The sequence below is a fragment of the Algibacter sp. AS12 genome (assembly GCF_046736315.1).
In the GTDB taxonomy this organism is placed as follows: Bacteria; Bacteroidota; Bacteroidia; order Flavobacteriales; family Flavobacteriaceae; genus Algibacter_B; species Algibacter_B amylolyticus.
The window spans coordinates 2909137-2933212 of sequence record NZ_CP151841.1 but is presented as its reverse complement, the minus strand read 5'-3'; the positions used below and the strand labels follow the sequence as shown (position 1 = coordinate 2933212).

Annotated in this window: 21 protein-coding genes; 19 read left to right on the top strand and 2 right to left on the bottom strand. The window is 34.2% G+C overall.

Features of this window, described 5'->3' with window-relative positions; genetic code table 11:
- Positions 1–23 precede the first annotated feature (23 nt).
- The 8 genes from AAFN75_RS12240 (at position 24) to AAFN75_RS12205 (ending at position 7071) form a co-directional block, all read left to right on the top strand.
- Complete coding sequence (locus AAFN75_RS12240; RefSeq protein ID WP_411806586.1) at positions 24–1196, top strand: LETM1-related biofilm-associated protein; 1173 nt, start codon at positions 24–26, stop codon at positions 1194–1196.
- Between the two features lie 62 nt (positions 1197–1258).
- Positions 1259–2251 (top strand): UDP-3-O-(3-hydroxymyristoyl)glucosamine N-acyltransferase, encoded by a 993-nt coding sequence (gene lpxD, locus AAFN75_RS12235; protein ID WP_411806585.1) that lies wholly within the window; start codon positions 1259–1261, stop codon positions 2249–2251.
- A gap of 239 nt (positions 2252–2490) precedes the next feature.
- Positions 2491–3108 (top strand): 2OG-Fe(II) oxygenase, encoded by a 618-nt coding sequence (locus tag AAFN75_RS12230; RefSeq protein WP_411806584.1) that lies wholly within the window; start codon positions 2491–2493, stop codon positions 3106–3108.
- A 167-nt stretch (positions 3109–3275) separates the two neighbouring features.
- Positions 3276–4235 carry a tRNA dihydrouridine synthase gene (locus AAFN75_RS12225; protein WP_411806583.1) on the top strand — a complete coding sequence of 320 codons (960 nt, stop codon included), beginning with the start codon at positions 3276–3278 and terminating at the stop codon, positions 4233–4235.
- A gap of 89 nt (positions 4236–4324) precedes the next feature.
- Positions 4325–5158 (top strand): FKBP-type peptidyl-prolyl cis-trans isomerase, encoded by an 834-nt coding sequence (locus tag AAFN75_RS12220; RefSeq protein WP_411806582.1) that lies wholly within the window; start codon positions 4325–4327, stop codon positions 5156–5158.
- Positions 5159–5324: 166 nt separating this feature from the next.
- Positions 5325–5702, top strand: coding sequence for a VOC family protein (locus AAFN75_RS12215; RefSeq protein ID WP_411806581.1), 378 nt, complete (start codon positions 5325–5327; stop codon positions 5700–5702).
- A gap of 62 nt (positions 5703–5764) precedes the next feature.
- Positions 5765–6454, top strand: coding sequence for a helix-turn-helix transcriptional regulator (locus AAFN75_RS12210; protein ID WP_411806580.1), 690 nt, complete (start codon positions 5765–5767; stop codon positions 6452–6454).
- A gap of 134 nt (positions 6455–6588) precedes the next feature.
- Positions 6589–7071, top strand: coding sequence for a hypothetical protein (locus AAFN75_RS12205; protein WP_411806579.1), 483 nt, complete (start codon positions 6589–6591; stop codon positions 7069–7071).
- Positions 7072–7126: 55 nt separating this feature from the next.
- Here AAFN75_RS12205 and AAFN75_RS12200 read toward each other — a convergent pair whose 3' ends face one another.
- On the bottom strand, positions 7127–8191 hold the full coding sequence (locus tag AAFN75_RS12200) for a methyltransferase (RefSeq protein WP_411806578.1): 1065 nt from the start codon (positions 8189–8191) through the stop codon (positions 7127–7129).
- Between the two features lie 697 nt (positions 8192–8888).
- On the opposite strand from AAFN75_RS12200, the gene AAFN75_RS12195 reads away from it, so the two are divergent.
- From AAFN75_RS12195 to AAFN75_RS12185, 3 genes are all read left to right on the top strand, one after another.
- Positions 8889–11414: a PIG-L family deacetylase gene (locus AAFN75_RS12195; RefSeq protein ID WP_411806577.1), complete on the top strand. Its 2526-nt coding sequence runs from the start codon at positions 8889–8891 to the stop codon at positions 11412–11414.
- Between the two features lie 113 nt (positions 11415–11527).
- Positions 11528–13237, top strand: coding sequence for a sodium:solute symporter (locus AAFN75_RS12190; RefSeq protein WP_411806576.1), 1710 nt, complete (start codon positions 11528–11530; stop codon positions 13235–13237).
- On the top strand, positions 13230–14201 hold the full coding sequence (locus AAFN75_RS12185) for a Gfo/Idh/MocA family protein (RefSeq protein WP_411806575.1): 972 nt from the start codon (positions 13230–13232) through the stop codon (positions 14199–14201). Before AAFN75_RS12190 ends, AAFN75_RS12185 begins: the two co-directional genes overlap by 8 nt.
- 191 nt (positions 14202–14392) lie before the next feature.
- Here AAFN75_RS12185 and AAFN75_RS12180 read toward each other — a convergent pair whose 3' ends face one another.
- Positions 14393–15241, bottom strand: a complete 849-nt coding sequence (locus AAFN75_RS12180) for a DUF2911 domain-containing protein (RefSeq protein WP_411806574.1) — start codon at positions 15239–15241, stop codon at positions 14393–14395.
- A 220-nt stretch (positions 15242–15461) separates the two neighbouring features.
- On the opposite strand from AAFN75_RS12180, the gene AAFN75_RS12175 reads away from it, so the two are divergent.
- Genes AAFN75_RS12175 through AAFN75_RS12140 form a run of 8 tightly spaced genes read left to right on the top strand, consistent with a single transcriptional unit; the run spans position 15462 to position 23948 of the window.
- A complete protein-coding gene (locus AAFN75_RS12175) occupies positions 15462–16118 on the top strand; it encodes a TetR family transcriptional regulator C-terminal domain-containing protein (RefSeq protein WP_411806573.1) in 657 nt (218 codons plus the stop codon).
- A gap of 6 nt (positions 16119–16124) precedes the next feature.
- Positions 16125–17435, top strand: a complete 1311-nt coding sequence (locus AAFN75_RS12170) for an ABC1 kinase family protein (protein ID WP_411806572.1) — start codon at positions 16125–16127, stop codon at positions 17433–17435.
- Positions 17435–18067 carry a flavin reductase family protein gene (locus AAFN75_RS12165; RefSeq protein WP_411806571.1) on the top strand — a complete coding sequence of 211 codons (633 nt, stop codon included), beginning with the start codon at positions 17435–17437 and terminating at the stop codon, positions 18065–18067. Before AAFN75_RS12170 ends, AAFN75_RS12165 begins: the two co-directional genes overlap by 1 nt.
- A gap of 42 nt (positions 18068–18109) precedes the next feature.
- Positions 18110–19540 (top strand): SDR family oxidoreductase, encoded by a 1431-nt coding sequence (locus tag AAFN75_RS12160; RefSeq protein ID WP_411806570.1) that lies wholly within the window; start codon positions 18110–18112, stop codon positions 19538–19540.
- A complete protein-coding gene (locus AAFN75_RS12155; protein ID WP_411806569.1) occupies positions 19527–19673 on the top strand; it encodes a DUF2256 domain-containing protein in 147 nt (48 codons plus the stop codon). The genes AAFN75_RS12160 and AAFN75_RS12155 overlap by 14 nt, the downstream gene beginning before the upstream one ends.
- Positions 19646–20953: a DASH family cryptochrome gene (locus AAFN75_RS12150; protein WP_411806568.1), complete on the top strand. Its 1308-nt coding sequence runs from the start codon at positions 19646–19648 to the stop codon at positions 20951–20953. The genes AAFN75_RS12155 and AAFN75_RS12150 overlap by 28 nt, the downstream gene beginning before the upstream one ends.
- The gene (locus AAFN75_RS12145; protein WP_411806567.1) at positions 20954–22486 is read left to right on the top strand and encodes a cryptochrome/photolyase family protein; all 1533 of its coding nucleotides are present in this window, start codon (positions 20954–20956) and stop codon (positions 22484–22486) included.
- Positions 22476–23948 (top strand): deoxyribodipyrimidine photo-lyase/cryptochrome family protein, encoded by a 1473-nt coding sequence (locus AAFN75_RS12140; protein WP_411806566.1) that lies wholly within the window; start codon positions 22476–22478, stop codon positions 23946–23948. Before AAFN75_RS12145 ends, AAFN75_RS12140 begins: the two co-directional genes overlap by 11 nt.
- Positions 23949–24076: the final 128 nt, after the last annotated feature.

The following is a 24076-nucleotide window of genomic DNA, read 5'->3' as shown; positions in this document are numbered from 1 at the left end:
ACAATCTATTTGAAAATTGAATTATGAACCCATCATCTGCAGGTTGGATTAAAAAGTTGATGAAAGAGATAGAAAGCAACAATCTCTTTTTAAAATTTGACGAGGCATCCTTTTATGAGTCTTTAAGGCTGTGCGGATTTATTTATGGTAGCAATCTAGAAGTTGTAAGTCAGGTAATTATAAATAAAAACCTAACAGAAGAAGAGCTTTGTAAAACCAATTTATGCCTCTCCTTATATTACATTCATGCCAATTCAAATTCAGAAATCTCTTTTATAGACAGCGTTATTGGGTTTTATACAGATATTGATGAAATTAAAACCTCCTTTTTTAGCGATTTATTAAGTGGTAAAAAGTCTAGTGATCAGCTTGAAAAAATAATACACAGGCGCATTCAAATTGATGCCAATGTACTCACCAAAAACTTTAACTACTTTATTATTAATGCACTTTTGTTTGTAGATGTATTAGCGTATAAAACCTATTTGGAGCAACACAGAATATCTAAAGATTATTTAAAAGACATGGAAGCTTCCATTACTTCTATTTCCTTAAATGTTTTAAATTCTAAAGAAACCAAAAACAAATATGACGATAGTTTAATAAAATTATTTGATGCTTCGTTACGTTATCAGGAAAACCCATATATAGACTACAATAAGGCGGTTAGCAACATTAACACAAACCTTGAAAAACATTACGTTTTAGACTTAGCATGTATGGCGACCTGGAGCGACCAAATGATTGACGTAGAAGAACAGCATTTTCTAGAAAAACTAGGTAACGACCTTAATCTAGGACTCTCTAAAATACATTACTCTATAAAGGCTGTTAATAAATTCTACACCATAAATAAGGATAATATTGCGCTTTTAAGCTCAAAAAACGTGGTACAAAGTTTTTACAATAACTCTAGTAAAATGGTTAACAAACTAATTACTAGAAATAGTAAACGCTTGTATCAAGAGTTAAAGGATAGCAAGGAGCTTATGGTTTTGCTAACACAATCTACTATTAGAGATTTAAATAAAGAGGAACAGAAAAAAGTACAAGAGCAACTCCTAGATATATTTAAGTCTATACCTAGTTTAGCTATATTTTTGTTACCAGGTGGCGCTTTATTATTGCCTTTAGTTGTAAAGTTTATTCCTAAATTATTACCATCGGCCTTCGATGAAAATAGGATTGAAGACTAAAACACTATAATTTTAGTTTTTTTTCCATTAGCTTTACAAGCACACTAACCAACTAAAATTACATGGAAACTTACACAATTGAGGAAATTAATGACTTGTTAAAAGGTGAATTAATAGGAAACACTACGCAACGTATTGAAGGCCCAGAGCAATTAAACCATGCTAAAAAACATCACATTACATTTATTGGTAGTAGTAAATACTTAAAATACTGGAATGATTCTGAAGCTTCTGCCGTTTTGTTAAATGATAACTTAACGCTAGAACCTGGAGACAATCGTGCTATCATAAAAGTAAAAAATGCCGATTTGGCGATGGCTAGGATTTTAGAATTATTTAATCCGCCAGAACCAGAATTTGAAACCGACATTCATCCTACCGCCGTAGTTCATGATACCGCTACAATTGGAAATGGCTGTAAAATTGGAGCCAATTGCTATGTAGGCAAAAATGTAGTTTTAGGATCTGGGGTAACACTTTACCCTAACGTTTGCGTTTTTGATGAAACTACTATAGGCGATCAAACCACTATATGGTCTGGAACGGTTATAAGAGAACGTTGTGTTATAGGTAATCATTGTATTTTTCATACCAATGTAAGTATTGGTGCCGATGGTTTTGGATATCGCCCAAGTGATGATGGCAGAGGTCTTACAAAAATACCGCAAATTGGAAATGTAATTATTGGTCATCATGTTGAAATTGGAGCAAACTCATGCGTTGATAGAGCTAAATTTAGCAGTACCATTATTGGCGATGGCTGTAAAATTGATAACTTAGTACAAATAGCGCACAATAGCGTTATGGGACGCTCGTGTATTATGGCTGGCCATAGTGGTCTTGCAGGTTCCGTAACTTTAGGCGATGGCGTTATTATTGGTGGTTCCGCTTCGATTAAAGACCACACCACAATAGAATCTGGTGCAACAGTTGGTGCCGGTTCTGGTGTTATGAATAACGTTAAAGCTGGCGAAACCGTTTTAGGATATCCTGCTCAAGATGCTAAGGCTATGCTTAAACAATGGGTAGCCATGCGAAGGCTTGTTAAAAAATAAGATAAACTTTAGCGAGTTGTTTATCGTTTAAAATTTACAAGCTATTAGAAACCTAAAAAACTTTAAATAGACTAATTAAATAAATACTTTTTTCGCTTTCGCGGAATTAAGAAAAGCCACTTTGTAAAAATAAAGTGGCTTCTTTATTTATTTATATAATTTTAGCTTGATATGACAATAAAAACAACGTTCTTTGATTACTCCTGTCTGTACAGTTACACCTAGGTAAAATTAAACCTATGGCAAACGCAGATGTTTTCGAGAACAACCAATTTGAAGGGCTTATCAATGGGCTTATAAAAAACAATTATGGCTGCTGCGATAATTTTATTCTACCACAAACTGTAAACGGCTTAAGGGCTAATATTCAGCTTTTAAGTGATGCAGGAAACATGACATTTTCTGGAATTGGAAATAAAACTGATTTTCAGCAAAACAAACTAATTAGAGGTGATAAAATTAACTGGATTGAAGCGCAAAGTTTAAATCCTTTTGAGCTGGTTTATTTACAAAAGGTTGAGCATTTTATTAAGTACTTAAACGAAACTTGCTTTACTGCTATTAAACGTTATGAAAGTCATTATTCAAGCTACGAAAAGGATAGTTTTTACAAACGGCATATCGACCAATTTAAGAATGAAAAGGGTCGTAAATTTTCAATCGTGTTATATCTTAATAACGACTGGAAAGATACTGATGACGGACTACTCTCGTTATACCCAGAGCATGGCAACCAAATAAATATTTCGCCTTTAGGAGGCCGCATGGTTTTTTTTAGAAGTGATGAAATGGAACACGAAGTTCATGCTTCGCATACGCGAGAAAGACAAAGTATTGCGGGTTGGTTAAAAAACTAAATAAACTATATTTTGGGTGCATTACAAAACTTACTTGATAGGTGCGTTAACGATTGAACGGCCTGTTTGAGCTCCCCGACTTTTTTGGAGGGAGCGAGTAGTGAAAGCGTGTTAAAACGGCCAAATAAAACAAAGTTATACCTATCTTTGCGCCACATAAATTATAAATGGCTTTTACATTACTTTCGTCTCCATTACAAGGGTTTACAGATTTTAGATTCCGTAATGCGTTTCATCATTATTTTGGAGGTATAGACACCTTTTATTCGCCTTACATAAGGCTTAACGGAAAGTTTAAAATAAAATCGTCCTATCAAAACGATTTATTACTAGAAAACAATACGACATTAGAGGTTATACCGCAAATTATAACTAACGATGCCGAAGAGTTTTTGTTTGTTGCCAAATATGTGCAAAGTTTAGGCTATAAGGAGTTAAATTGGAATTTGGGGTGCCCATACCCTATGGTTGCTAAATCTGGAATGGGTTCTGGGTTAATTTGTAATCCTGAAAAAATAAATACTATTTTAGAACGCGCCCATAAGGAAACGGATATTTTGGTATCGATGAAAATGCGAATGGGTTATGAGCATGCTGAAGAAATATTAGAGGTCTTCCCTATTTTAGATCAATATCCACTAAAAAACATTGCTATTCATGCCAGAATAGGCAAACAACTTTATAAAGGTCCTGTAAATCTTGATGCTTTTGAGCGTTGTATAAGCAGTACGAAACACAAGCTGTATTATAACGGTGATATTACAAGTGTGGCTAGTTTTAAAGCTATGCAAGAGCGTTTTCCTAGCTTAAATCATTTTATGATTGGTCGTGGCTTAATTGCCGACCCGTTTTTACCACAAATGATAAAAAATGACACCACAGAATATCCTGAAAACCGCTGGGACATTTTTGAAGAATTCCATAATACTATTTACCAGCAGTACGACGACTACCTTTCGGGACCAACACCTATAAAAATGAAAATGCTAGGCTTTTGGGAGTTCTTTTCGCAATCGTGTTCCAACCCTCAAAAAACTTACAAAGCAATAAAAAAAGCGACCAACCCGTTTAAGTACAAGCAGGCCGTTAAGCTTATTTTAAATAACGAACAAAAGTTATCTAGGTAACGTCTTAAATAGCACGAAATCTTTAAAAGAAACGTTAAAAACCTTAATAAGTAAGGCTATAGCTTTTATATTTACCAAAAAAAAATAATATGATGAAAAAACTATGTATGGTACTTGCTGTAATTTTATTTACAGCTTGTAGTTCTGACGATGCCCCAAAAGACTACACAAGCGAAAACGAACAAGAAATTCAGGCATATATTGCCACTAATAATTTAACTGTACAATCTAGTAACAGTGGTTTATATTATATAATTGATACCCCTGGAACAGGTGTTGCCCCATTAACAACCGATAGAGTTAAAGTAGCATACAAAGGCTATTTAACAGACGGTACTGTGTTTGATGAAAGCCCAGAAGAAGGTGTTTCTTTTACGTTTTTAAACAGTTTAATACCTGGGTTTACTGAAGGTATAACTTATTTTAAAGAAGGCGGAAGTGGTACTCTTATTATCCCAGCACATTTAGCCTATGGTAGTAGCACTAACGGAAGTATTCCGGCAGGCTCTGTAATTATTTTCGATATAGAACTTATTTATGTGAATTACAAAACTGAAAACGAAGCGGAAATTCAAAATTATTTAATAGAAAACGAATTAACAGCGCAACAATCTGGCACCGGTTTATTTTTCACGATTGATGAACCTGGAGACGGTCGACAACCCACAATAACGGATAATGTAACAGTTACCTATAAAGGCTATTTAACGGACGGAACCGTTTTTGATGAAAACACAACAGGGATAGATTTCAACTTAAACGGTTTAATATCTGGTTTTGCAGAAGGTATTACCTACTTTCAAGAAGGTGGAAGTGGAAAACTTTATATCCCAGCCCATTTAGCCTATGGAAACACAGGTGTTTCAGGAATTGAAGGAGGTTCGGTTATTATTTTCGATATCGCTTTACTATCTGTTAATTAGAATATATTTTTAACGATATATAAGAACCACCTTGTGAAAACAGGGTGGTTTTTTCGTTTACATACTCTTGGGAAAATAAATTTTAAAAGAAAAAACACCCCTGACATATTACGACACTAAACCCAATAATTTTGCATGTAAGTTTAACAAATAAATCTATTTTAAAATGAAAAATGCAATCAGTTGGTTTGAAATTCCTGTAATAAATTACGAAAGAGCCAAACAATTTTACACTACGGTAATAGCCAAAAAAATTATTGACCATCACATGCCAGAACAAAACGTTAAATATGGAATGTTTCCTTACGACACTGACAACAATGGTGTTGGCGGCGGACTTATAGAAGCAGAAGGACAAGAGCCAACAACCAACGGCCCAACACTTTATTTAAATGGAGGCGACGATTTAAGCGTACCTTTAAGCAGAGTAGAAACAGCGGGAGGAAAAATAATTATGCCAAAAACGGATATTGGAGAAAATGGATTTATGGCTCAATTTATTGACACCGAGGGTAACCGAATAGCATTACACTCATTCATGTAAAAACTGTAAAATCAAAAAACGAGGGATAGCGAATTGTATTTCGGTTCGCTATCTTTGTTATTATGTCGCAACTCTCAAGACTTATATCGATACTAACCCTGCTAAAATCTAAACGACTTTTAACAGCAACCGAGCTTGCTACAAAATTTGATGTGAGCGTAAGAACCATATATAGAGACATAAGGAAACTTGAAGAAGCAGGAGTTCCAGTAACCACACTCGAGGGTCGAGGTTATTCCCTTATGGAAGGCTATCAAGTAGCGCCAGTTCAATTTACCGAAACACAAGCCAATGCTTTAATTACGGCTCAACATATTATTAATCAATCCAAAGATGTGTCCTTTGTTAATAATTTTAATGAAGCGCTAATAAAAATAAAATCTGTTTTTAAAAGTTCGGTTCAAGAAAAAAGCGAAATACTAAATGATAAAATCCGTGTACTTAATTGGGAATATGAAGAGTTTTCTAGTGATGCTTTATCCGAAATTCAATTAGCTATTACGCATTTAAATTTTATTGAAATAGATTACCAAAAAGCTAACGACACCTCTGTTACAAATAGAAAAATAGAACCTTATGCTTTTTATTCTACAAATCAAAAATGGATTTTAATGGCGTGGTGTTATTTGCGTAACGAGTATCGAGCTTTTAGAATTGACAGAATTAAACATTTTAAAATTCTGCCAGAAACATTTGTAGACCGTAAATTCAATTTACAAGATTATTTTCGAGAATGTCCATATAACAAGTGATAAACACACCACCTTAAACATCTGCGCTGTCAATTTGACATTGAAAAACAAGCTTATATTTCCATGAATTATTTCGGCACATTTTTTGAAAAATAACAACCGTTAGTTATTGTTTAATTTTAAAATATATACCTATGAGAACATTGAATTTAATCCCTTTGTTTTGTTTGTTGTTTTTTAATTGTTCAGGACAAGACAAACAACAAAGCGAACCTCTAGCCTTAAAACCAGACGAAAATATTACAGTTAATAAAGAATATGATGAAAATGGTAATTTAACGCGCTACGATTCCATTTACTCCTACAGTTATTCTAGTAACGAAAAAGTAAACGATAGTTTAAAAATGGAATTTCAGAAGCATTTTAATAGTCATAGCTTTTTTAATGATTCGTTTTTTAATGACTTTTTTGGTCGTGATTCTGACTCGAAACAGTTTCATTCAGAAAACTTTTTTCATGATGGTTTCATGAATCATAATCAACAAATTGAACACATGATGCGCCGCATGGATTCTATTCAGCAATTATTTTTTAATCAGCAATCCAGACCTATTATTCCTGCAGAACCAGAAAACAAAAAACCAAAAACCGAACAAATAAACTTTAAACAAATTTAAAGTGTTAAAAAAAAACAAAAACCAGCATTTACACTGGTTTTTGTTTTTTTTAATCTTATTTACCATTAAGTTCCCAGAGTTCTACAATTTCTAGAGCACGCCAATTTTGTTGGCGTTTCGTATTTTTTGAAGCCAATTTCACTGATTTTTTATAGCAATTACTTAGTTGAAATCTACCTCCTTCGGCTAATTCTTTTTCAATAGGATGCTCTGTAGTTACTTCGACTATTTGCGCTAGGTTTGAAAATAGTATTACCAATTTACCATTTGGCAACAAGCGCTTTTTGGCTTGTTCGAAAAACTCAGGAAACAAGGTGGCGTTATAATACATGGCTTCATCAATATTTTTTATATCATTTGATGTTGGTAACCAAGGCGGATTAAATACAATTAATTCGGTTTGCTTATCCCATTTACCAAATAGCGATGCGTAATCCAACTCTATTTTTCTAGAGAGTTTGGTATCTTTTATAGATTCGGTTAAACCTACAATAGCATTAGGATTAGTATCGGTGGCAAAAACGTTTTGAAAACCATGTTTAAGTATTTGAAAAGATAATACGCCACTTCCTACTCCTACATCGATAGCCGATTTTTTAGGGCCTTTATAGCGTGCTAACCATTTATCGAATAGTATTAAATGATCAAAACGTGTTGGGAAATAAGCACCGTAATATGGATGAATTTTATTCCGTAACACCGGAATTACCACTCCTTTGCTATACCATTGCCAAGAACTATTTAGACCTTGTATTTGAACAAATGTTAATATAAAACTACTAGTTTCTGGATACAGCACTTTTAACCACCCAATAGCTGGTGCTTTTTTTACAGTTAATTGATGGTCTGTAACCTCGATTAATATAAGATTTGAAAGCTTATGATACGCAGATCTATATGCACGTTGCTCTTTAAAAGTAGTATGTGTCAATGTGGTTTTTAAATGAACATCGAGTGCTTTAAGAAGCAGCAAACCATTGCTATAAAAGGCTGTAATTAATAAGGGTTTACCGGCTTCTAAGGTTTTTATGGCCTGCTTAACATCGGTACTGCTATTAAATACTTTTAAGGGTTGCTTAAAAATAAAAGGTGTTGGTTTGTTTATTTTAATATCTAACATGATAGTTACTATTTAGTGCGTGAGGGATTGCAATGAAAATCCCACAGCCTGACTGGAAGGAGGTGCGAGGAATTGTAATGTAAAGCCCGACCCAAAGGGGCACGCCCAAAACTGGAATCCAGTAATTGTTACTTTAAATCCTCGTTAATTTACGTTGTATGATAATTGGAAGTTGCATTTCTAGGAATGCGTAAACCTTTATTAAAAATAAATTGATTTAGTATAAGCCCAGGTCGTATTTTTAAAGCCATGATTTTTAGATTGACACGCCATGCGAAGTAATGACATAAGCAGGGCGAAAGATTACTATTAAATAGGTATTATCTAGCAATCAGGCATTAAGTTGGCCACTAGGATTTGAAATATAAATTCGGACTAATGTGTTAAGTCTTTGCTTTTCGCGAAAGTATTGCGAAAACATGAATTAATATGAACAAACAAATAATTTTATACCAAAGATACCTTATAAAACACCATTACAACTCTAATATTCAAGTAATAGCAAATTAAAAGCTTAACCTATGTAAATGGCAAAGTTCAATGCTATGGTTATGGATTTTAAAAAGATATAATAAGTGGAGCCGATTTAACACTTGTATAAGACAAAACACTAATGTTAACAAGCGTTAAATAAAAACTAAAACCAACCCTATCGCTGTTATGTTTTTTATATTTGGGGTTCAGCTAATAATAAACCATGCAGAAACAATTACTTAGATTATTGGTATGCCTTTTGGCAGTATCATTTACTCAAGCACAGAAGCCCAAAGCACCATCATCATCAGAGATTTATGAATCCCTACAAAAGCTAAACTTTTTAGGTTCTATTTTATATGTAGCAGCACATCCAGACGACGAAAACACGCGTTTAATTGCATACATGTCTAACCAAGTAAAAGCAAGAACGGCGTACTTATCGTTAACACGTGGCGATGGCGGGCAAAACCTAATTGGCCCCGAAATAAGAGAACTTTTAGGCGTTATTAGAACTCAAGAATTATTGGCTGCAAGACGTGTAGATGGTGGCGAACAGCTGTTTACTAGAGCCAACGATTTTGGCTACTCTAAGCACCCAGATGAAACTCTAGATATTTGGGATAAAGAACAAGTACTAAGCGATGTTGTTTTGGCCATACGCCAATTTAAACCCGATATTATAATTAATAGATTCGATGAAAAAAGAGCGGGCAAAACACACGGACATCATACAACTTCGGCTATTTTAAGTATCGAGGCATTCGATTTAGCTAACAATGATAAAGCCTACACATCTCAATTAAACCAAACGGAACTTTGGCAACCAAAGCGTTTATTTTACAACACAAGTTCTTGGCGTTATGGCGGTCAAGAAGCTTTTGAAAAGGTTGATAAAAGCAACATGCTAACCTTCGATATTGGTACCTACTACCCTACAAAAGGTTTAAGTAATAATGAATTGGCAGATTTGGCTCGTAGCCAACATTTATGTCAAGGTTTTGGTCGTTTATCACAACGTGGCTCGGACATTGAGTACATCGACTTTTTAAAAGGAGAACCTTTAAATGGCTCGAATAATATTTTTGAAGGTATTGATACCACTTGGAACCGAGTAAAAGGTGGAGGTGCTATAGGCGATATTTTAAATACTATTGAAGCTAACTTTAACTTTAAAAATCCAGCGGTACATATTCCTGGGTTAATTGAAGCATACAAATTACTTCAGAACATAGATAACGAACATTGGAAAACTCAAAAAACTAAGGAGCTTAAGGCTATTATTGAAATGTGTGCTGGATTGTATTTAGAAGCATCGGCCGAAACGAATTGGGCAACCCAAAACGAAACCATAAAACTAAATATTGAAGTACTTAACAGAAGCGACTTACCCATAGTTTTAGAAAGCCTAAACAATGCCAGCGATTTAAACATAGCTAAAGGTATTACGCTTAAAAACAATGTAAAATATGATTTTAGCGAGGTTTTAAAAGTCGCTAATAACGCAGAACCTACTACGCCTTATTGGCTAAACGAAAAAGGATCTTTAGGTATGTATAAAGTGGATGATAAAACACTTATTGGAAAACCAGAAACGCCACGAGTTTATAATATCGATTTTAATCTATTAATTAACAATACACCAATAACCTTTACAAAACCTGTTATACAACGCTTCGCAAAACCAGATAAAGGTGAATTGTATCGTCCGTTTGAAATCATCCCTGAAGTTTCGGCAAAAATTACAGAGAAGGTAATTATTTTGGATAATGACCAACAACAAGACATCACTGTAGTTGTAAAGGCTGGAAGAGATAATCTTGAAGGCGATGTTGAAGTTTGCCATCCGAACGGTTGGAGTATTTTACCAAAAAAGCAAAAGGTATCTATAGCGCATAAAGGCGAAGAACAATTACTTACGTTTACGGTAATTCCGCCTAAAGAACAGAGTGAAGGCTTTATTGGTCCTATTGTTCATATTGGCGATAAAAGTTATACCAAAGAACTTATTGATATAGATTACGAGCATATCCCTTTCCAAACGGTATTGCTGCCTAGCGAAAGTAAAATTGTGCGATTAGATATAAAAAAACGAGGCAATAATATTGCGTATATTCAAGGTGCCGGTGATGTGGTTCCTGAAAGTTTAGAGCAAATTGGTTATAACGTTAGGATTATATCGCCTGAGGATATTACTCCTGAAACATTAAGTAATTTTGATGCTGTTGTTGTTGGCATTAGAGCTTATAATACGGTTGAAGAATTAAATTTTAAACAGCAATTATTATTCGATTTTGTTGCCAATGGCGGCAACATGGTGGTACAATACAATACCAGCCACCGTGTAAAAGTAGACGCTATAGGGCCTTATAATTTAACATTATCGCGAGATAGAGTAACCGACGAAAACGCCGAGGTTAAATTTTTAAACCCGGACCATGAGGTTTTAAATTTCCCTAATAAAATCACACCAAAGGATTTTGAAGGATGGACTCAAGAACGCGGTTTGTATTTTCCTGATAGTTGGGATAAAGCGTTTACGCCTATCCTATCCATGCACGATAAAGGAGAATCTGCAAAACATGGTAGTTTACTTCTAGCAAAACATGGTAAAGGCTATTACACGTATACAGGTTTAAGCTTTTTTAGAGAGTTTCCTGCGGGTGTTTCGGGTGCTTATCGCCTATTTGCAAACATACTTTCCTTAGGAAAAGAAGATATACCACAGCCAGTAAAACTGAATGATTAATCATGAACGAAGACGCACCTAAACAAAAATGGCATTCGCTTTACACCTTAGTTTTGGTGGCCAATGCCATATATTTTATAATATTTTACCTCATTACTAAATCCTTTTAAACGATGCAGACATTAAATTGGATTGACTGGTTGGTACTCGGCATAACCCTAATTGCTATTGTAAGTTATGGTACTTGGCAAACACGAGGTAGCAAAAATGTAAAAGATTATTTAAGAGGTGGAAACACATCCAAATGGTGGACTATTGGTCTATCGGTTATGGCTACACAAGCCAGTGCGATAACGTTTTTATCTACGCCAGGGCAAGCCTTTAATGATGGCATGGGGTTCGTTCAATTTTACTTTGGCTTACCTATTGCCATGATTGTTATTTGCATGGTGTTTATACCCTTGTATCACCGCCTAAAAGTATATACCGCCTACGAGTTTTTAGAAAACAGATTCGATTTAAAAACCAGAACTTTAGCGGCTATTTTATTTTTAATACAACGCGGATTAGCTGCTGGTATTACCATTTTTGCACCTGCCATAATATTATCGGTGGTACTAGGATGGGATTTATTAACGCTAAACATCGTTATAGGATGTTTGGTTATTATTTACACCGTTTCTGGTGGAACAAGAGCCGTAAACGTAACGCAAAAGCACCAAATGGTAGTTATTTTTATTGGTATGCTTATCGCCTTTTTATTAATTGTAGATAAGTTACCTGAAGATATCACTTTTAGTAAAGCCTTAGATATTGCAGGTGCCAGCGGAAAAATGGAAGTGCTAGATTTCTCATTTAATTTAAATAATCGCTATACATTTTGGAGTGGTATTATAGGCGGTACTTTTTTAATGCTTTCTTATTTTGGAACCGACCAAAGCCAGGTGCAACGTTACCTTTCGGGTAAATCGGTTAAAGAAATGCAGCTTGGTTTGGTTTTTAACGGCCTTTTAAAAATCCCTATGCAGTTCTTTATTCTGTTAGTTGGTGTTATGGTTTTTGTGTTTTATCAGTTTAATGAAGCGCCTGTAAACTTTAATCCTACCGCTACCGAGTTGGTGTTAAACTCTGAATATGCCGATGATTTTAAAGCATTGCAAGCAGAACAAAAACAAATATTTAGAGATAAACAGAAAATTATTGAAGCCTACACCACTTCTGATAATCCTGAAACCGTAAAATATATTGCTGCCGCAAATGCTGCCAATGATGAATTACGAAAAGAAGCTCGAGATTTAATTGATAAAGTTTCCGATAGCCAAGATATTAAGGTAGAAAGCAACGATAAGGATTATGTATTTATACATTTTATTTTAAACAATTTACCGCGTGGTTTAATTGGTTTATTATTAGCAGTAATTTTAAGTGCTGCCATGTCTAGTACAGCAAGTGAGCTTAATGCTTTAGGAAGTACTACAACTATAGATTTATACATTAGAAATACCGGAGAAAAAACCGAAGAAGAAAAAGTAAAAGCATCGCGTTGGTTTACATTCCTTTGGGGTATTATTGCCATTGGAGTTGCCTGTATTGCTAATCTTGCCGAAAATTTAATTCAGTTGGTAAATATTATCGGTTCCATATTTTACGGTAATGTTTTGGGTATTTTCTTGTTGGCGTTTTTCTTTAAATTTGTGAAAGGAAATGCCGTTTTTATTGGCGCTTTAATTACTCAAGTATTAGTTATTGCCTTGTATCTATTAGATTTATACCAGTATATAAACCTGCCATTTTTATGGCTAAACTTTATAGGCTGTATTATAATAATGGCTATTGCCTGCATAATTCAATTTATAACACCAAAAACTAAAATAAATGCTTAAAACTATTAATTGGGGTATTATTGGCTTAGGAAGTATTGCCAATAAATTCGCAACGGATTTATTAACTATTGAAGATGCTAAACTTTATGCCGTAGCGTCTAGAAACCAAGATAAAGCAGATGCATTTGCTTCAAAATATAATGCTACTAAGGCTTATGGTAGTTATGAAGCTATGGTTGAAGATAAAAATATTGATGCCATTTATATTGCAACACCGCACACTTTGCACAAGGAAAACACGCTATTATGCTTAGAACACGGTAAAGCCGTATTATGCGAAAAGCCTTTTGCTATGAATGCTGATGAAGTTGCTGAAATGATAGCAAAAGCTAAAGCCGAAAATGTACTACTTATGGAAGCTCTTTGGACTTACTTTTTACCGCATTACCAGTATGTTTTAAAAGCCTTAGAGGATAAAGTTTTTGGTAACTTAGTTAAACTTGAAGCCGATTTTGGTTTTCATAGAGGTTTTGATGATTCGACGCGATTATTTAATAAATCCTTAGGCGGTGGCAGTTTGTTAGATATTGGTATCTACCCTATTTTTGCTGCTTTATCGACTTTAGGAATGCCTAAAACTATAAACGCCGAGGCTACTTATTTTGAAAATGGAGCAGACTCATCGTGCACCATGCTTTTTGATTATGATGATACTAAAGCGCTACTAAAAAGCACCTTACTTGAAAATGCTCCTACAGAAGCTATTTTTTATTGTGAAAATGGAACTATTAAAATAAATACCATGTTCCATATGCCAACTACGGTAACGTTAATTCCTAAAGGTGGCAAACCAGAAACTATAGATTTTAATTACAAAACAATTGGTTACAACTACGAAACCATACATTTTAATGGGTTACTTAGAGCGGGAAAAACAGAAAGTGATGTGATGACTTTTGCCTTTAGCGAGCAGCTAATTAAAACCTTAGATGCGGTTAGAACAAAAATAAACTTGGAGTATTAATTAAAAAGTACTCTAGCTGATAGGTGCGCTAGGGATTGAGGCATTTGTTGAAGCTCTTTTTGTGTTGTTGCACCTATGCAACACAAAAAAGCGACTGCCGAAAGCCCGCCCCTTGTGGTAGCGCCCAAATAATGAACAAAAAAAACGCAACCTTAATAGATTGCGTTTTTTTTATTGATATAGGTTATGGCTTACATGGCACCCCAAGCTTTTAAAGACTCGGTGTTCATTTTTACATAAGCCGCATTATCTGCTTTTTTAGCTAAGTCTAACGACGCTTTAGCCGCCGCAATAGCCGTTTTTGTGCTTCCTGCTTTAGCGTGTATTAAGGCTTGTTTTCTTAAGTACCAAAAACGTGGGGTATCTTTTGTCATTTCGATGGCTTTGTCTATCCAAACTTTGGCTTTATTGATATCCTTGTCGTTTTCTAGGTAATAGGTTGCAGAAGCGTAGTAATCTTCTAGACTAGGTCCATTCATGGCACCATCGATACTTGCTGTAACTTCGGCATCTGTAGGCACTGTAAAACCTAACCCTACCCAAGTTTTTTCCCAAATAAACTCTAATCTAGCACCTGTGCTACTTAGGTTGTTTATATCGATAGTAAAGGATTCTACATTAAAAGGAATTTCGTGAGCCTCAACACTTGTTTTTGCAGCTACGTACTTACCATCTAAATCTTTTGGTGTTCCAGATGTTTCGCCGTCGTTATAAAAAATAACATCCCAAGCATCGGCATTTGGTATAGTAAAAATAGAATAAGAACCTGCTTTTAAGGTTTGGCCATCTATTACAGCATCTGTACTAAACGTAATTTTTGTTCTCGCATTAGCTCCTGTTCTCCAAATTTTACCGTAAGGTACTAAATCGCCAAAAATAGTACGATCCTTAACACCTGGTCTTGAGTACTCGATAGTGACATCTGTAACTCCTACTTTTTGTTCTAACTTAGAGAAAGGACTAGGTTGTGGCGTTGCAATTTGTGCGCTAACACCATAAAAGGTGGCACACGACATGAATAATAATAGTAATTTTTTCATTTTCTCAGTTCTTAATATTTGGTTTAACACTGTATAAAATTAAGGATAATTACATGGCTAACTGTTAACAAAAGCTTAAAATAAAAATCTTACAAGACAGCCTTATAACCTCTTAAAAACTAACACAATAGGTTTAAACTATACTACCATAATAATTTTTGTTTAACTTTTAATTATATTTGTTAAACATTTTGTATTTTTGATGTAAATAATAGAAAACATGGCTAAGAAAAAAACAGTTTCGAAAAACGATATCATTACTTATTACATGGATTACGTGTTGGAACATGACGAGAATCCTAAAACAGTATTTGCCTTTTCCAAAATAAATAATTTTGAAGAAGCTAAATTTTACGAGCACTTTGCTTCTTTTGAGGCTATAGAGAAAGGTATTTTTGAAGCCTTTTTTACAAATACAATAACCGTTTTAGATAAAAGTGAAGATTACAAAATTTTTGATGCCAGAAACAAGCTATTAAGTTTCTATTACACTTTTTTCGAGAATTTAACGGCCAACAGAAGTTATGTTAAACATGTGTTGGACAAGTATAAAACCGACTTTAAAGGTTTAAAAATGCTTACGGGTTTAAAAGCACATTTTACGCAATTTATTAGCGAATTGGGCATACAAATGTTAGATATTAAACAGGAACAATTAGAAAAAATTCAAGACAGAGCACTAAAAGAATCGGCTTGGTTACAATTTATACTAACCATGAAGTTTTGGTTGGAAGACACATCGGCCTCTTTTGAAAAAACAGACATATATATTGAGAAATCTGTAAACACCACTTTTGATGTGATTGACGTTGCGCCTTTAAAAAGTGTTATAGACTTAGGTAAATTTTTATTTAAAGAAAAATTTCAAATGAATTAATAGCCCATGAAAACTATAGACAATATACCAACATCGAAAATACAAAGGGCGACTAAGCTAGTAGCTACAGGCGCCAAAGTAGGCGTAAATTATTTAAAATATTACGGCGATAAAATAGTTAACACACCCGAAGATGCGAAGGCACGCCTAGACAAAAGTAATGCTACCGATATTTACGACGGCTTAAAGAAATTAAAAGGCAGTGCACTTAAAGTAGCGCAAATGCTAAGTATGGAAAAAAGCATTTTGCCACAGGCTTATGTGGAAAAATTCTCTCTAGCACAATTTTCGGTACCGCCATTATCGCCGCCACTAGTAATAAAAACATTTAAAAAATATTTTGGAAAACATCCAAATGATTTATTTGATACTTTCAACGCAACTTCTGTAAACGCTGCAAGCATCGGTCAGGTGCATATTGCAACAAAGAATGGGAAAAAACTTGCTGTGAAAATCCAATATCCAGGAGTTGCGGAAAGTATTGCTTCAGATTTAGCTATGGTAAAACCAATAGCTATGAGTATGTTTAATATAAAAGGAAAAGACTCCGATAAATATTTTAAAGAAGTTGAAAACAAGTTAACAGAGGAAACCAATTATGTTTTAGAGATACAACAAAGCAAGGAAATTGCTAAAGATTGTGCGCATATTCCAAACCTTTTGTTTCCTAATTATTATGAGGCTTACTCCTCTGAACGGATTATAACTATGGATTATATGAAAGGTGAGCATCTTTCAGAATTTAATGCCAGTAATACGAATCAAGAAAAATCAAATAAAATAGGTCAGGCACTGTGGGACTTTTACATGTTTCAAATACATAAGTTAAAAAAAGTACATGCAGATCCACATCCTGGAAACTTTTTAGTAAATAAAGAAGGTGAATTAATAGCGCTCGATTTTGGGTGTATGAAAACCATTCCTATGGAATTTTATACACCTTATTTCGAATTAGCCAAGGCAGAAAACATTAACAATAAAGACTATTTTGTTTCAAAATTATACGAACTAGAAATACTTAGAGAAGACGATAGTAAAGATGAAATAGCCTTTTTCACAGAAATGTTTCATGATATGTTAAGTCTATTTACCCAACCATTCCATCAAGATACCTTTGATTTTTCGGATGCTAGATTTTTTGGAAAAATAGCCGAATTAGGGGAACGCTACTCTAAAAGTACCGATTTAAAAAAGATGAATGGTAATCGTGGTTCCAAACATTTTATATACATAAACAGAACCTTTTTTGGACTTTATAACCTAATGTTCGATTTAAAAGCACAAAACATTAAAATAAATAATTATTTAAACCTATAATGGCGTACTTTAACGAAAGCCATATAAAAAACTTGGAGCATTTATATAAAATCAACTTAATAAATAGTTGTTCTGGATATAAATCTGCCAATCTTTTAGGAACAAAATCTAAAGAAGGCAACGAAAACTTAGCCGTTTTTAGTTCGGTTACTCATATTGGTTCGAGTCCAGCTATGTTAGGTTTTTTTTTAAGACCAACCACTGTTATTAGAAACACCTATGAAAACATAAAGGAAACAGGTTATTTTACTATAAACCATATTCATAATAGCATAACTGAAGATGCGCATCATACATCTGCCAAATACGCTAAAGACATCTCGGAGTTTGATGTTACCGAATTAACGCCAGAGTACAAACCCGATTTTTTTGCACCATTTGTAAAAAATTCGCCTATACAATTAGCCATGGAATATGTAGAAGAATATGGTATACAGGCTATTAACACTATATTAGTAATAGGAAAAATAGTTGGGTTGTATGTAGATGACACTTTTCTAGAAGACGATGGTTTTATTAACCTTGCTAAAGCCGAAGTCGCTGCAATAAACGGATTAGACGCTTATGCCATTCCCAACACAAATAAGCGTTATGGTTATCAGCGACCAAAAGTACTGAATGCAAAAAGCTGATTACCACTAAATTTTTAACAGTGCTAATTTTTATACTAACACATGAATATTCTTGTAACTGGAGCCACAGGCTATATTGGCAAACGACTTATACCCTTCTTACTTAATGAAGGGCATAAAGTGGTATGTGTTGTTAGAGACCAACTTAGAGCCGATAAAAGTTATGCCGAAGATGAAAATATTTATGTTATTGAAGGCGATTTTTTAAAACCCGAAACTTTAGAAAACATCCCTATTAAAATTGATGTGGCGTACTATTTAATTCACTCCATGTCCAACTCGTCTAAAGATTTTGAATCGCTTGAAGCCCGTTGTGCCACAAACTTTAAAAACTACATTGAAACTACCGAGGTTAAACAAGTAATTTACTTAAGCGGCATAACTAACGAGAAAGAATTATCGAAACATTTACAGTCTAGAAAAAACGTTGAAAGCCTTTTAGAATCTAAAACCTATGCGTTAACCATATTTAAGGCGGGCATTATTGTTGGATCCGGAAGTTCGTCGTTTGAAATTATTAGAGATTTGGTTGAAAAACTCCCTTTTATGATTGCGCCCAAATGGCTAAATACTAAAACACAACCTCTGGCGGTAAGAGATGTTCTAGCCTTTTTATCTAAAGCTGCAGGAAACGAAAAACTATTTAACAATAGTTACGATGTTTTTGGACCAGAAGTTATTACCTATAAAGAAATGTTGCTACAGTTTGCCGAGGTAAGAGAACTAAAGCGATACATACTTACCGTACCTGTAATGACACCAAAATTATCGTCGTATTGGCTTTATTTTGTAACATCAACATCGTACAAACTAGCTTCTTCGTTAGTGGATAGCATGGGTGTACAAATTATAGGAAAACCAAGCAATATTAACAAAACCCTTGGGGTTAAACCACTTACGTATAAAGAAGCAGTGGCTTTAGCTTTCGAAAAAATAGAACAAAACAGTATAATTTCTAGCTGGAAAGACTCTATGGTAAGTAGCGGCAGATTAAGAAACCAATTGCATAAATATGTAAACGTACCTAAATACGGTTGTTTTACAGATTATAAAGAACGCAAAGTTCAAGATGCTGAAAAAACCGTAAACAAAATTTGGGCTATTGGAGGAAAAACGGGTTGGTATTATGGTACCGTTTTATGGCGATTACGCGGCTATATAGATAAATTATTTGGTGGCATTGGATTAAGACGGGGCCGTACAAGCCCAACAGAATTAGATGCTGGCGATGCTCTAGATTTTTGGCGCGTTATTTTTGCCGATAAAAAACAACAAAAACTACTGCTTTATGCCGAAATGCGTTTACCCGGTGAAGCATGGCTAGAATTTAAAATTGAAGATGGCTTGCTAAAACAAACTGCAACCTTTAGACCACGCGGACTTTGGGGCAGACTCTACTGGTATAGTGTATTGCCTTTTCATGGATTTATCTTTAGTGGAATGATTAACAAACTCGTTAATGTCAAAGCGTAAAAAGGGCGACTTACCTCAAAAAATATGTGTGGTATGCAAAAGGCCTTTTACTTGGCGTAAAAAATGGGAAAAGAATTGGAGTAACGTTAAATATTGTAGTGAAAAATGCAGACGCAACAAAACACAGGATTAGTATGGTTTAAAAACGACCTGCGTGTACATGATAATATCGTTTTAAATAGCGCAATAGAAAATAACACCGCAGTTATAGCTGTCTTTTGTTTTAATCCAGAACTTTTTAATACAGATAAATTTGGTTTTAAAAAAACCGAAAAATTCCGTGCTCAATTCTTAATTGAAAGTGTTTCTAATTTAAAGGAAAATCTTAAATCTTTAAACATTGAGCTTTTAGTATTTCAAAATAAACCAGAACAAGTAATTCCAAAACTGGTAAATGACCATGATATTAAAAACATTTACCTTCAAAAAGAATGGACCAGTGAGGAGAAGCATAGTATTAAAAAAGTAAAAGCTTTAGTTCCGAATAACTTGATATGGCACGAGCTGTTTAATCAATTTTTATTTCATCCAGAAGATATTAATTTAAACCTTGAAAATATACCGCAAGTATTTACAAACTTCAGAAAAAAAGTTGAAAAGGAAAGCCATGTAAGACCCTCTACTTCTTTCATACTTGCTAAGGAAAATCTTCAACTAAACAACGAAACTAAAATACCAAAACTTACCGACCTTGGTTTTGAAAATTTCGAAAAACACAGTAATAGCGCTTTTCCTTTTAAAGGTGGAGAAACTGCCGCCTTAAAGCGTGTAAACCATTACTTTTTCGAAACAAAAAAATTAGGATTTTATAAGAAAACAAGAAACGGCTTAATTGGTACAGATTTTAGTTCAAAATTTTCGCCGTGGTTAGCAAATGGTAGCCTTTCTCCAAGAACAATTTATTGGGAGGTTAAAAAGTTTGAAACAGAACATTTTAAAAACGACTCTACATATTGGCTTATTTTCGAATTGATTTGGCGCGATTATTTTAAATACGTTTCGCTAAAACATAACAGTAGTATTTTTAAAATTGGCGGCATTCTTAACAAAAACTACCATTGGAATACCAATAAAACAAACATAAACCATTGGATAAATGGAACAACAGCATCTCCATTTGTTAATGCAAACATGATAGAGTTAAAAAAAACAGGATGGATGAGCAATAGAGGTAGGCAGAATGCGGCATCATATTTTTCAAAAGAACTCATGTTAGATTGGAGAATTGGTGCTGCATATTTTGAATCTACGCTACTAGATTACGATGTGCACAGCAACTATGGCAATTGGATATATGTATCCGGTGTAGGCAACGATCCTAGAGACCGAAAATTTAATGTACAACTCCAAGCCGAACGTTACGATGCCAACGGGACATTCCAAAATCTTTGGTTACAAGAAACTCTTTTCTAAATGAAAATTCTAAGACTTATACTAGGCGATCAACTCAACATAAAACACTCGTGGTTTAAAGAACCTAACGATAACGTTGTGTATTGCTTATTTGAAATGCGCCAAGAAACAGATTATGTTACCCATCATATTCAAAAAGTTATTGGATTTTTCGGGGCAATGCGTCAATTTTCAGAAGACCTAAAAGACAAAGGGCACCACGTTGTTTATTACAAAATAAACCAAGCGGAAAACACCCAAAGTTTAACCGATAACCTTTTAAAGGTCATAGGGAAATACAACATAGAAACCTTTGAATATCTAGAACCAGACGAATACCGCTTAGACCAACAATTAATAAAGTTCTGCAAAACTATCGATATACAACATAGCGTCACCTCTACCGAACATTTTTACACCAATCGCAATGATTTAAAAACCTTTTTTAAGGATAAAAAGCAATACCTCATGGAAAATTTTTATCGCGATATGCGTAAAAAACATGATATTTTAATGCATGCGGGACAACCCGAAGGCGGTAAATGGAACTACGATAAAAGTAATAGAAACAAATGGAAAGGCGATGTTGATATACCTACCTACAAATTATTCAAAAATAATGTGGATGCTGTTATACTTGACATTGAACAATCTAAAATAAAAACCATTGGAAAGTTTGATACCAAAACCTTTTCCTATCCAATTACTAGAAAACAAGCTTTAGAGCAACTAAAGTATTTCTGCAAAGCACTTTTAATTCATTTTGGAGATTATCAAGATGCCATGCATACAGATGAAGTCTACCTTTTCCATTCACGTTTATCTTTTGCCATGAATGTAAAACTCATTTCGGCTAAGGATGTGGTAAAAACGGTACTCAATTACTACCGCAAACATGGTGAAGATATTAGTATTTCTCAGGTAGAAGGTTTTATAAGACAAGTTATTGGGTGGCGAGAATACATGCGTGGCATGTATTGGGCTTTAATGCCAGGGTTTAAAAATGAAAACCAACTAAATAACAAAAATAAGTTACCCGATTTCTTCTGGACAGGAAACACCAAAATGAATTGTCTAAAACAAGCCATTTCCAACTCGCTAGATAATGGTTATGCCCACCACATACAGCGTTTAATGATTACTGGAAATTATGCACTGTTAACAGAAACACATCCCGACGAGGTAGATAAATGGTACTTAGGTATTTATGTGGATGCTGTGGAATGGGTTCAAATTACCAATACAAGAGGCATGAGCCAATTTGCCGATGGAGGTAAAATTGCAACAAAACCCTATGTATCATCTGCGTCGTACATTAATAAAATGAGTAATTACTGCGATAATTGCCATTATAGCAAAAGCAAAAAAACAGAAGACAACGCCTGCCCTTTTAATAGTTTATACTGGAATTTTCTAGATTCTAAAAGACTAGAGTTACAAAACAATTTTAGAATGAAAATGATGTACAGCGTATTAGATAAAATTAAAGCTCCAGACTTAGCCAAATTAAAAGAAAGAGCCCAACATATAATAGCGCATCAAGATGAATACTAAACCAGAATTACATGTTGTTTGGCTAAAACGCGATTTGCGTTTACAAGATAACGAAGCTATTTATAATGCCCTTGCTACAGGCAAACAGGTTTTAATTATATATAGTTTTGAGCCTATATTACTTAACGATCCGCACTACAGCGAACGCCACTGGAATTTTATAAAAGAATCGTTAGTAGATATTAACCACCACCTTAAACCTTACAACTCCAAAGTATTTATTGCACAATCTAACATCATTGCTGTTTTTAATCAGTTACTTTCAAAATACCGCATCACTAAGGTTTTTTCACATCAAGAAACAGGTATTTTAGTGACTTATGAACGTGATAAGAATTTTGAACGTTTCTGCAAAAATAATCTTATTACTTGGGTGGAAAACATTAATAACGGTGTACAGCGAGGTTTAAAAAATCGCGACAATTGGATGGCATTATGTAATTCGTATTTTGAAATTACGCCATTAAACTTCGCTCCTAATGCCAATCAATTATTAAGCATACCCGAAATTGAAGCCATTGAAGCTCATTTTAAAATCCCCGATTTAACCACACCAAGCAACGCCATATTCCAAAAAGGCGGACGAACCATGGGTTTAAAGTATCTAAACTCTTTTTTTAAAGAACGCTACCCGAATTATATGCAGCACATTTCGAAACCAGAATTATCTAGGTCGAGTTGTAGCCGTATATCTCCCTATATAGCTTGGGGTAATTTATCCATTAGAGAAGTGTACGCTCAAGCATTTCATCTTAAAAAAACATCAAAACATAAAAAAGCCTTGGAAGCTTTTATGTCTCGTTTACAATGGCAATCTCATTTTGTACAGAAGTTTGAAATGGAACACACCATGGAAGAAGCAAGCATAAACAAGGGGTTTCATAAACTTAAAAAAAGTATTTCTCAAGACTATTTAAAAGCTTGGAAAACGGGTACAACAGGATATCCAATAATTGATGCATGCATGCGCTGTTTAAACGAAACTGGTTACTTAAATTTTAGAATGAGAGCCTTAGTGGTTTCTTTTTTAACTCATAATTTATGGCAACCTTGGCAAGAAGCTACCACGCATTTATCGCAAATGTTTCTTGATTTTGAACCAGGTATACATTTTCCACAATTACAAATGCAAGCCGGAGAAACAGGTATTAATATGTTACGCATTTACAACCCCATTAAAAATAGTTTAGAACATGATCCTGATGCTCGTTTTATAAAAAAATGGTTGCCAGAACTAAAAAATATTGAAACTCCATTTGCCCACCAACCCTACTTAATGACACCTCTTGAAAAACAGTTTTTAAATTTTAAACTTGGAGTAGATTATCCCTACCCTATTGTTGAGCTAGAATCTACACGAAAAAAAGCATCAGACGTCCTTTGGAATCTTCGAAAAAACAAAAAAGTGCTTAATGAAAGTGAACGCATACTAAAAAAGCACACTTTAAAGAAATCAAAATAAAACACAAAACACTACATAACAGATAGTTACACGTTAACCACAAATAATTCTTATAGCATTATGAATACTTTTGTTTAATCTTTTTGTTAAAAAGATAAACATTTTGTACATTTGAAGGAATAAGAATA